Here is a 10576-nt window from a genome sequence, read left to right as displayed (position 1 = left end):
CAGAGCGACTCTGCCGCCGGAGGCGTTTTCGTGCGGACCAACCCCGGTCGTGCCGACCCGTCAGAACAGGGTGAGTGTTCCGGACGGCACTGCCGGCTCGACCGGCTTCCCCGTGGTCCGCGGTCTGGTGGTTTCGGCTTGCGCCGGGCGGGCTGCGGCCTCGCGTGCGGCCTCGCCTGCCAGTGTGTCGGCTTGTTCGTTGAAGTAGTTGCCCACGTGCCCGCGGACCCAGCGGAAGCGAACCGGTCCTTCGCGCCTGGTGATGGCCCGGTCGATCTGCTTGATGATGTCGACGTTCTTCACCGCGCCGCCGGTGGAGGTGCGCCAGCCGTTGCGCCGCCAGCTGCCGATCCACTCGGAGGCGCACTTGATGGCGTACTGGGAATCGCTCTCGATGAGCATCGGCTCAGCGCCGGGGTGGGCGAGGATGGCTTCCAAGACCGCGCGCAGTTCGGCGATCTGGTTGGTACCGCTGACCGCTCCCCCGCTGTCGGCGGGACCCTGGTGATTCACCCAGGCCCAGCCGATGGCACCACCGGGATTGCGCAGGCAGGACCCGTCGGTGCTCACGATGATCATGACCGCCACCCTAGGCGATGCGGCCGACAAGATCGGTACCGTGGAATGCCTCTATCTCCCTTCGCAACCGCGACTCCGTACGGCGCAGTGCCGATCTCGCGGCCGCGTCTACGAGGCCATGGCACAGGCGGCCGAACACACCGCGTGGTGGTGGATAGTCGGCTTCGGAGGTCAGCACCGACCGTTCGTAGCCGAGTGGGTCGAACCGTAGTGTCACGGTTCCGTATACCCGCCCACGCAGGGTATACCCGATCACCGCATTGCGCCGGTATTCGGTGATCTCGCAGGTGGATCGGAGCGGGATCACCCCGAACAGGCGGATTTTCATCGCGAAGGCGGCGCCGAGACCCCGGTCGGGTTCGCCCGCGGGCTCGATGCCGGTGACGCCGGACATCCAGTGTGCGATGAAGCGGAAGTTCTCGGCGTAGGCGAAGGCGACGTCGACCGGTGCGCCGACGTCGCACGCATACTTGATGTGGCCCATCGGCCCTCCCTGATCACGGATGGCCTCAAAATTACTACAAATTTCCTCTTTATTCGCCGGAATGGCGGTCAGAGCTGTTCGACAAGGTATTCCGCGATCGGCATCGCCGAGGTCGCCGCCGGTGAGGGCGCGTTGAGGACGTGAATCGAGCGCGGTGTCCGCTCGATCAGGAAGTCGTGCACCAGGGTGCCGTCGCGCAGCACCGCCTGCGCCCTGATTCCCGCGCGATGCGGCAGCAGGTCGGCAGCGGTGAGTTCCGGGCAGTACTTGCGGCATTCGGCGAGGTAGCCGCGCTTGAACAGCGAATTGCGCAGCTCGCGCGCGCCGGTGCGGACATGGTCGCGGGCCACCCGATGGAAACCGGGGAAGCTCAGTACGTCGACCGCGTCGCGCAGGTCGACGCTGCCCTTGGGATAGCCCTCTCTGGCCAGGCCGAGGACCGCGTTCGGGCCTACGGTCAGCTCGCCGTCGATGGTCGGGCTCAGGTGGACGCCGAGGAACGGCAGCGCCGGGTCAGGCACCGGATAGATCAGCGTGCTGACGATCTCGGCCCGGTCGGCAGGCAGCCGGTAGTACTCGCCACGGAACGGGACGATGCGGAAGTCGGTGCGGATACCGGCCATTCGCGCCATCCGATCGGCCTGCAAGCCCGCGCACACCACCAGCGTGCGCGCGGTGGTCGAGCCGGTCGGCCCGGAAACCGTCACGGCGGAATCGGTTTCGCTGATCGACTCGATCGGGGTGCCGAGCATGATCCGGCCGCCCATGCCCGTCACCTGATCGGCCAGTGCCGCGGTGACCTTCGCGTAATCGATGATGCCGGTGGCGGGCACGAACAGCGCACCGACACCGGCGATCCTGGGTTCACGCCGGACCAGCTCGGCCGCGTCGATGGCCTCCACGTCGACACCGTTGGTGATCGATCGCTCGTAGAGGTCGAGCATCCGTGCGTGCTCGGCCGAATCGGTGGCCACCAGCAGCTTTCCGCATTCCTGGAACGGAATGTCGTTGGCGGCCGCGAACTCCTTGGTCCACTGCGCCCCCGCGCGGCACAGCCTGGCCTTCAAACTGTCCGGTGGGTAGTAGATCCCGGAGTGGATGACGCCGCTGTTGTGCCCGGTCTGGTGCGCGCCGAGAGAGGACTCCTTGTCGAGCAGAACCAGGCTGGCCCCGGGAAACTTGGTCAGCAGCCGATGCGCGGTCGCCACGCCGACGATGCCGCCGCCGAGCACGCAGAAGTCGTACACACCGTCCGCGGTGCCGCCAGAACTCACACGCCGACGGTAGTCGGCGCCTCGTCGTCGGGCGACTGCGGTGCCGGCGTAGCGTCCGCGGCCGGTTCGGTGCCGTTCTGCACATCGGTCGACGGCTGCTGCACCCGCTCGACGCGCAGGGTATGACTGCCGAGACCGGGATCGGACAGGACGAAGACCAGTTCGCCACGGCGCGTGTCGAGTTCGGTACGCAGCGCGGTCACGCCGGCCGGATCTGCCGTGATGCCGAGGTATTTCGTCGCGATGGTCGTCACCAGGTTGGTGTCCACCGTGAACGCGATGGTGTCGGTGCGCGCGGGCGCGACCTGCGCGCCGACGTAGCTGCTGGTGCCGATCCGCAGCCGTCCGCCGAGCGTCGAACTGTCCGGCGTCGCACCGGCACCGGACTGCTGGGTCGCCACGGTGCGGGTCGCGGTCGGCACGGCACGCTCGGACGACATCGTGAGTTCGACGATATCGCTGGCCGACCGCGGCGAAGGTTCCCCGGCGAGCGGGGGACGATGGTGCCCGTGCCCGGGTGAATCGGAAGGCGTCGCGTGGTCGGCGGCCGGTGGCTGCGCGAGTTCGGGCATGTGATTGACGATGTAGGCGCCCGCGGCCACGGTGAGGCAGAGGCTGGCGGCGCCGGCGAGGACGGTCGCGGACAGGCGCACGATCTGCGCTGGTCGATGTGCGGTCACGATGCGGTCCTTCCTGCGTGTGGGTAAACCCGAGGGAACGGGGCCCGCATCGTTGAAAGCCACGCGCTGAATCCCACCGTACGGGGTGCTAGCTGGAGTTAGCACTCTCCGCCGGGTGAGATCAGGACCACATCTGGACGCATGACCTATAAGTCGTAGTCAGGGCGGTGAATCGAGGGTGTGGTTGTTTCTCACATCCACTCGGTGGGTATCCCGGGTTGGCAGGCGAGCGTCATTCACGACTGCCACGGTGGTCAACCCCCGGCCAACGACGTCCGGGGCAGTCGTCACGGATGGCGCTCAGAGACTGACGCTCGCCTGTTCCAGGGATATTTCTCAGGCGAACTGGCCTGCTTCGCGGCCGGATCCGGGCGGGCCCGCGAAGGCTTGCGCGATCCCGAGCCAGTGTTCGGCGTCCGGGCCTTCGGTGACCAGGGCGGTGTCCTCGCGATGGCGTCGCTGGGTGGCGACCAGGCAGAAGTCGACGGCCGGACCGGTGACGCGCTGCTTCGCGTCCTCGGGGCCCCAGGTCCACAGGGTGCCGTCGGGCGCGGTCAGTTCCACCCGGAATTCCTCGGCCGGGCCCGATTCACCGTGGACGGTGTAGGCGTAGTTCCTGGTACGGACGCTGATGTGGGCGACAGTGCGCAGCCGGGCGGTGGGCGTGCGGTCGACGCCGAGCGCGTCGGCGACGTCCTGTCCGTGCGCCCAGCACTCCATGATGCGGGCCGAGATCATCGACGCCGGGCTCATCGGCGGGCCGAACCAGGGCAGCTTGGTGCCCGCGGGCACGGCGGCCAGCGCGGCGATGAGCTCGGCGCGGCCCGCGCGCCAGCGCACGAGCAGCTCGGCGGGCGGGGTCTGCGCCACTTCCTCGGCGGCCTCGTCGACGAAGGTGAACATCTTCGGCGCGGCCTCGGTCAGCAGCTTCGTGAAGGTCTCGCCGTCGGTGGCGGCGAGCTTGGACACCTCGTCGGTCCAGGTCAGGTGGGCGATCTGGGTGGTGATGTCCCAGCCGGGCGACGGGGTCGGGGTCTGCCACTGTTCGGGGGTCAGCGGTGCGACCAGGTTTTCCAGATCCGCGCATTCGGCGGCGAAGTCGTCGAGGAGCGCTGCGAGGTCAGCCATCTGTTCCCTTGCCGATCATGGCGCGGCCCGGTACGGGTGCGCCTCGTCACCAAGAATCTCAGCGGCCCGAGAAAAATGCAAGCACGCGTGCTTGTTATTTGCCGCTACCAGCCGAAGGTGAGCAGGTGGATCGCGCCGACTACGACACCGAGCACACCACCGTGCACGTACAGCAGCCACGCGTCCTGCTCCACCGCGGCATAGAACATCTCCATGAACTCGCCCGGCGTGAGTTTCTGCAGCTTGCGATCGGCGAACTCGTCGATCTTCTTCGCCTGCTCCAGCACGAACTTCTCGTCGTCGACCATTTCCGGCGCGAGGCTCATGCCCGCGCCCGCGCCGGAGATGGCGAGGTTGTCGTACCCTTTCCGCCCGATCGCCGCGCGCACCATGAACGCGGTCGGGCCGAGCTGGTGCTGGATCTCCTCGGCGACGACCCGCTCGATCAACTGCTTGGTCTTGTCGCCGTTCGGCCCATCGAGCAGCTCGTTGGACAGGTTCTCCACGGTCAGCACCTGGTAGGCCAGGATGTGCGCGAGGTCGGTCGCCGCCTGCGGCTGCCGCTTGGCCAGCAGGGCTTGGCGCCACAGGTACTTGTAGCGCGGCTGCGGGTCGCCCGGCTCGAACACCATCTTGATCGCGATGACGTTCACGATGACGCCGATCGCGGCCGAGGCCAGCAGCACGATCACCCACGCGGGCACCAGCCCCCAGTACGGGATCTGCGAGTGCACGTGCAGGTACAGCGCCAGCACCAGGCCGAACGGCGCGCCGAGCAGGCCGATCCGCGCCATGAACTTCAGTTCCGGCGCGGCGATGGTGGTGGTGAGGTCCTTGAGAATGGTCGGGTTCTTCTCCAGGTACCTGATCACGAAGTTCTTGACGTCGAGCAGCTGGTCGATGTTGTCGCCCAGGCTCGCGAACGCGCGCCGGCCCAGCGCGGGCAGCTGCCGGTCGACCCGCTGGTAGACGGCCTGCTTCACCGGCCGCGGCAGCGAGCGCCACAGATCGGGATTCTCCCGGTACATGATCTCGTCGACGATCGGTCGCACCTGGTCGCGGGCCCGTTCGGCGAGATAGTCGCCGATGCCGTCCAGATCGAGTTCATGGATGAAATCGCGCGGGCTGCCGATGCGCATCAGCGCCTTGTCGACGCAGATACTCGCCATCTTCTCGGCGCGGGCGGGGATGAAGCCCTGGAAACCGAGCCTGCGCCCGTCGCCGGAGAAGGTCGGCAGCACCTGGACCCGGCGCGGCAGATACGGGTACAGGACGTGCAGCATCGGTACCCGGAAGCCCTTGAAATGCAGCGGCCAGAACAGCATGAGCACGCCTGTCCAGTTGGTGAGCCAGCCCGCCACCGCGCAGAAGATCGGGAAGCTCACCAGTTCGACCACGAATTTCGACTGCCCCGTCAGCTCTTCCCAATCGATGAAGAGTCCGGAGGCCAGTGTGGTCATCGAGGAGCCCCCTAGTGCTGACGCGCGAAGAACGTGAAGAACGTGAGAATAAGGCAATCACATTCTGACCGGTCTCGATGGGGTACGGCGTCGCGACCCCGTTTGCCGAGGCGGCCGACGCCCGATCTTCCGCGCCCGATGGACCTGGTCACGAGCCCAGTTCGTCGTCTGATCGTGCGGCTAGAGTGACCGGGCAGGCACGCGCTCATGTTCGGAGGGGACCGGTGGTGGAACAGGTATCCGCGATACAACCCCTCGGCAGCGACGATCCACGCCAGATCGGGGCGTACCGGCTGCTCGGCGTCCTCGGCGCCGGTGGCATGGGCAAGGTATATCTGGGCCGCAATGCGGGCGGGCGCACCGTCGCGGTGAAGGTGATCCGGCCGGATCTGCTGGGCGACACCGAGTTCCGGGTCAGGTTCCGCCGGGAGGTTGCCGCCGCGGGCCGGGTCGGCGGGGCGTTCACCGCGCCCGTGCTCGACGCCGATGTCGATGCCGATCCACCATGGCTGGCCACCGGTTACGTTGCCGGTCTTGCGCTCTCGGACGCCGTGGCCCGGTTCGGTCCCTTCGCCGAACCGTCGCTGCTCGCCCTTGGTCACGGGTTGGCCGAAGCGCTCGTCGCGATTCACGGTGCGGGCGTGGTGCATCGCGATCTGAAGCCGTCGAATGTACTGCTGGCCGTCGACGGACCCAAGGTGGTCGACTTCGGTATCGCGCGAGCGGTCGAGGACACCGCGCTCACCACCACCGGAAAGGTCATCGGCTCACCGGGTTTCATGTGCCCGGAGCAGGTCACCGGCGAACCGCTCGGGCCCGCGTGCGATGTGTTCGCGCTCGGTGGTGTGCTGACCTTCGCCGCATCAGGGCACGGCCCGTTCGGCTCCGCCGAGATCGTGCAGATGCTGTGGCGGATCGTTTATGAGGAGCCGCGTCTGGAGGGCCTGCCACCGTCGCTGCGCCCGCTGGTCGCGGCCTGCGTCGCCAAGGACGCCGCGGCAAGGCCTACACCGCGGGAAGTACTGGCCGAGCTCGCCGGAATCGGCAGGCCCGAGCGATCGGGATGGCTGCCGCCCGCGGTGCTCGAAGAGGTCGGCATGCGCGCGGTGCGCCTGCTCGACCTGGATTCCGGCCCGGCCGGCCTCGGCACGCCGGATGCCTCGATGCCGAACTGGGCTGCCACCGGCAGGCACACCGGCGGCCATACGCCGCCTCCTGGCACTCCCCTGCCTGCCGCGAACGTCGGCGGGTACACCCCCGCGCCATATTCGACTGTCGGTCGGCCGGTCGGCGGAGCCGGTGATCCCACCATGACGCCGACGGCCTGGCACCTGGCGACCCATCCGGACGCCGTCTCGGGACCGCATCCGGTCCTGCCCGAGCGCTCGGCCCCGCGCCGCACGCGCCCTCTCCTCGTGGCCGCGGCGGTCACCGTCGCGGTGGCTGTCGCGGCGGGTGCGTTCCTGATCGGCGTCCAGTTGCGCGGCGAGCCCGATGCGGGCGGCGTGCCCATCTCGACGCCGGTCGCCGCGGACACGGACGCGCCGACCGCCACCGGTGCACCGGCCACCACGGTCCCCAGCGCCTTCGTCGGGAGCTGGCAGGGGCAGGCGGCGGACGGTCCGGTGCGCTTCGCGATCGAGCTGACCATCGGCAACGGCAAGGTCGGGCAGAAAGTGGCCACCGCGTCGAACACCGGGATGATCTCCGGTGAGCGCTGCGAGCGGTCGGAGATCCTGGTCGAGGCCACCACCGACCGCCTCGTCCTGCGGGCGAAGCTGACCGGCAAGAGCGCGAGCGGCTGTCTCGACGAGGGCGCGACATCGACGGTCACTCTGCGGCCGGACGGCACCCTCGCCTACAGCACGCCGGGCGCGCTCGGCGGCAGCATCGCGGGCGTGCTGCGGAAGTCCTGATCGCTGGTTGCCGGTCGATTGCCGGACACGTACCGCCGGGTGTGAAACGGCGAACCGGACACCCCGCGCGGCCGGTGGTGGTTCACTACCACCACGAGCTTGTTTGGACCCGTGACCAGCACATCTCCCCAGGTGATGTCGATCGCAAAGTTTCAGCCGTTGCGATCTGGGTCACTACTATGCCAGACTCTCGTCCCACACTGTGAAGCCGTCCGGTCTCACAATGTTCGGAGAGGGAGTGGGTTGAGCAAGCGGCAAGTGCGTGAAGTTGCCACTCTCCCGGCGATGGCGCGGAAATCAGTCCTGATCGACCAGCGAGAGCGCTGCGGCGGTCAGCAGGTCGACCAGCTCGCCTACCGGCGGACGCGAAGCGAGCAGCAGCCATTCGTGCGCGACACCGTTGACCGCGCCGGTGAGCAGGCCCGTGGCGAGCTGTGCGTCGCCGCGCAGCCGGACGCCCTTGCCTGCCAGCGCGGTCTCGATCAGCGCCGACCAGGCGTGGCGCCGCTCCCGGCGATGGTTCTCCATCCGATCGCTGACCCCGATCACCTCGATCAGCGCCACCTGCGCGCGGTACGGGTCGGAGCCGAGCGATTCCAGGTAGGCGGCCAGGCCCGCGCGCAGCGCGGCCTCCGGGTCGGAGTGGTCGATCACCGCCGTGGCGACCGCGGCCGCCGCGTCGTCCTGGATGCGGTCGTAGGCCGCGATGAGCACGTCCTCGCGGGTCTCGAACTCCTCGTAGAACTGCCGCTTGGACAGCCCGGCCGCCGCGCACACCTCGGCGAGCGAGCACGTGACGTACCCGCGTTCGGCGAAGATTCGCGTCGCTGCTTCCAGGAACCGCTGGCGCCGTTCGGCTTTACGCGCGACGACTGTACGACCCCCATACCGCCTGTCCGCTGTAGTCACCTCTCCAATGTATATGAAACCCGGGATCACACTTACCCTTCCGGGCTGCTCCAACCAATCCCCACAAAGAAGGACGGCTGACCAGTGCTGCGCACCCGAGGCTCGCGGACCGCATTGTCCGCTCTCGTACTAGCGGTGAGTGCCTCACTCGCCGCACCGGCATCGACCATGGCTGCCCCGCGGCCTGCGGCTCAGCCGAGCGTCCCGGCGATCGCGGAGAACGTTCCCTCCGAGACGCTGGCCGCGCTGGCACCGTCGATCGTAAGCGCCATCTCCGCTCCCGCCCCCATCGCCGACGGCGCGCAGGCCGCGATCCTGGCCCAGGCGCGCGTGCTGCTCGCTACGCCGGGCATCCCCGCGCAGGTCAAGTCGACGCTCGAGCGGGTCATCACCTTCCTCGACGGCAGTGGTGGCGGTGGCCCCGAGCTCCCGCCGTCCGATGGGCCGCGGATCGCGCAATTCCTCTACCCGACCATCGGCAAGGGCTGCATCGGCCCGACCTCCGATTCCGTCGGCACCGCGCTGGCCGTACCCGGCCCGGCCGAGCTGCCGCCGCCGGGGCCCGCCGCGGGCCAGACCGGTTTCGTCTTCACCGCGCTGGGTACCAAAACGCCTACCGTCGCGCAGAACCCGCCGATGACGGTGCAGTGGGTCAACCTCGACAACCGGCGCACCGGCAACCAGCCGCTCACCACCGCGGCCGGAATCAACCCGGACGGACCGGCCACCCTGTCCGCCATCGCCGACACCGGTTCGGGCCGGGTCGCCGCGGTGATCACCGGTTCGCTCACCACGACCACCGCCGACGGTGACCGGACCTGCTCGTTCGCCCCGACCATCGGGTTCTTCTCCGTCGCTTGAGCCGACGCCGGATATTGGAGTTTCGATCTATGAAGTTTGCCGTCCCCGGCCTGATCAGCGGTCTGGCCGGCGCGATCCTCGGGGTGATTGCCGTGCTCGGCATCACCGCAGGCGCGCAACAGAATTCGATCCCAGCGCCCGAGACCACCGCTGACCCGGGCTCGTCTGTGCTCGGCAACGTGCAGTACGGCAGCCGATGAACAGCGGGCGCAGGATAATCGCCTGCATTCTCGTCGGACTCGGCGCGCTGCTGCTCGCCGCCGCCGTCATGATTCCCACCTACACCGTCGGCAAGGTCGCCAAGACCCCGCTGGATCTGCGGATCACCACGATTGCCAAGAATGTGCCGGGCGAGGAAAGCCTTGTGCTGGACGCGAGGTCGCTGACTTCGCCGGAGGGCTCGGCCAAGGTCGACAAGAACGTCCCCGTCGTCTCGCAGCGCTTCCTGACCGTCGAGGAGCCCTCTGGCTCCGACGAGATGACGGTCCAGGCAGGCCAGACCCTGCGTCGTGACGACCGCGACGGCGACACCGGCATCCTGACCGCCTCGATCGACCGGGTCACCATCGACCGCGTGACGGGTCAGCCCGTCGACGCTTCGCCCAACGGTTCGCTCGCGGTCACCGTCGACAGGTCGGGCGCCTCGGTGGCCGACGCCCTGACCCGTCAGGGTCTGCAGTACCGCTTCCCGATCGGCACCGAGAAGAAGTCGTACCCCTACTTCGACACCAACGCCCGCTCGACCCGGCCCATCGACTTCGTCGAGGAAGCCGAGATCAACGGCGTGCCGGTCTACCACTTCCGGCAGACCATCCCGGTGACGAACATGAACGACGTGGTCCCCGCCGCGACCAACAAGCTCACCCTCCCCGCCGCCAAGTGGGGCCTCGAGGGCGACGAGCCGGTCACGATGACCCGCTTCTACACCAACACCCGCGACCTGTGGGTCGAGCCGCGGACCGGCGCGGTCCTCAAGGGCGGCGAGTCCATCCACCTGTACTACGGCCGCAGCGCCAACCAGGTCGATGTCACCGCCCTGAAGTCGCACCTGGTCTTCGACGAGGAGACCATCGACTCGCAGATGGCCGTCACCCAGGAGAGCCTCGACAGGCTCGACCTGTTCGGCAAGACCCTGCCGATCATCCTGGGCATCCTCGCCGCGATCCTGCTCATCGCGGGCGCCGTCCTCGGCGTCATGAGCGCAGGCGGTTCCACCGCGCGTCGCACCTACGACCCGCCCACCGAACAGCTCCGCTCCACGAACCTCTAGCTCGGTTCCCCTGCA

The 10576-nt window shown here is 68.3% G+C and carries 11 protein-coding genes; 4 read left to right on the top strand and 7 right to left on the bottom strand.

Annotation, left to right across the window (positions count from 1 at the left end):
* Positions 1-60: 60 nt before the first annotated feature.
* The 6 genes from ACFWF2_RS10970 to ACFWF2_RS10945 form a co-directional block, all read right to left on the bottom strand.
* Entirely contained in the window at positions 61-579 is a 519-nt protein-coding gene (locus tag ACFWF2_RS10970) for a ribonuclease H (RefSeq protein ID WP_379306840.1), read from the bottom strand.
* Positions 580-589: 10 nt separating this feature from the next.
* Positions 590-1063 (bottom strand): SRPBCC family protein, encoded by a 474-nt coding sequence (locus tag ACFWF2_RS10965; protein WP_379306838.1) that lies wholly within the window; start codon positions 1061-1063, stop codon positions 590-592.
* Between the two features lie 68 nt (positions 1064-1131).
* Positions 1132-2337: an L-2-hydroxyglutarate oxidase gene (lhgO, locus tag ACFWF2_RS10960; RefSeq protein WP_379306836.1), complete on the bottom strand. Its 1206-nt coding sequence runs from the start codon at positions 2335-2337 to the stop codon at positions 1132-1134.
* Complete coding sequence (locus tag ACFWF2_RS10955; RefSeq protein ID WP_379306834.1) at positions 2334-3017, bottom strand: hypothetical protein; 684 nt, start codon at positions 3015-3017, stop codon at positions 2334-2336. The genes lhgO and ACFWF2_RS10955 overlap by 4 nt, the downstream gene beginning before the upstream one ends.
* Positions 3018-3353: 336 nt before the next feature.
* Positions 3354-4145 carry a TIGR03084 family metal-binding protein gene (locus ACFWF2_RS10950; RefSeq protein ID WP_379306832.1) on the bottom strand — a complete coding sequence of 264 codons (792 nt, stop codon included), beginning with the start codon at positions 4143-4145 and terminating at the stop codon, positions 3354-3356.
* Positions 4146-4249: 104 nt separating this feature from the next.
* Positions 4250-5605 (bottom strand): hypothetical protein, encoded by a 1356-nt coding sequence (locus ACFWF2_RS10945; RefSeq protein ID WP_379306830.1) that lies wholly within the window; start codon positions 5603-5605, stop codon positions 4250-4252.
* A 227-nt stretch (positions 5606-5832) separates the two neighbouring features.
* Here ACFWF2_RS10945 and ACFWF2_RS10940 point away from each other — a divergent pair, with 227 nt between their 5' ends.
* The gene (locus ACFWF2_RS10940) at positions 5833-7521 is read left to right on the top strand and encodes a serine/threonine-protein kinase (protein WP_379306828.1); all 1689 of its coding nucleotides are present in this window, start codon (positions 5833-5835) and stop codon (positions 7519-7521) included.
* Between the two features lie 297 nt (positions 7522-7818).
* Here ACFWF2_RS10940 and ACFWF2_RS10935 read toward each other — a convergent pair whose 3' ends face one another.
* Positions 7819-8430 carry a TetR/AcrR family transcriptional regulator gene (locus ACFWF2_RS10935; RefSeq protein ID WP_379306826.1) on the bottom strand — a complete coding sequence of 204 codons (612 nt, stop codon included), beginning with the start codon at positions 8428-8430 and terminating at the stop codon, positions 7819-7821.
* An 84-nt stretch (positions 8431-8514) separates the two neighbouring features.
* Between ACFWF2_RS10935 and ACFWF2_RS10930 the strand changes: the two genes are divergently transcribed.
* From ACFWF2_RS10930 to ACFWF2_RS10920, 3 genes are read left to right on the top strand one after another with little or no spacing between them, the layout of a single operon-like run.
* A complete protein-coding gene (locus ACFWF2_RS10930; RefSeq protein WP_379306824.1) occupies positions 8515-9291 on the top strand; it encodes a hypothetical protein in 777 nt (258 codons plus the stop codon).
* Positions 9292-9320: 29 nt separating this feature from the next.
* Positions 9321-9491 (top strand): DUF2613 domain-containing protein, encoded by a 171-nt coding sequence (locus ACFWF2_RS10925; RefSeq protein ID WP_189031615.1) that lies wholly within the window; start codon positions 9321-9323, stop codon positions 9489-9491.
* Entirely contained in the window at positions 9488-10561 is a 1074-nt protein-coding gene (locus ACFWF2_RS10920) for a DUF3068 domain-containing protein (RefSeq protein ID WP_379306822.1), read from the top strand. The genes ACFWF2_RS10925 and ACFWF2_RS10920 overlap by 4 nt, the downstream gene beginning before the upstream one ends.
* Positions 10562-10576 lie beyond the last annotated feature (15 nt).

It is taken from the genome of Nocardia sp. NPDC060259 (genome assembly GCF_042728775.1).
GTDB lineage: Bacteria > Actinomycetota > Actinomycetes > Mycobacteriales > Mycobacteriaceae > Nocardia.
Note: the sequence above shows the minus strand (reverse complement) of the source record. Positions and strands in the feature narration are given on the sequence as shown.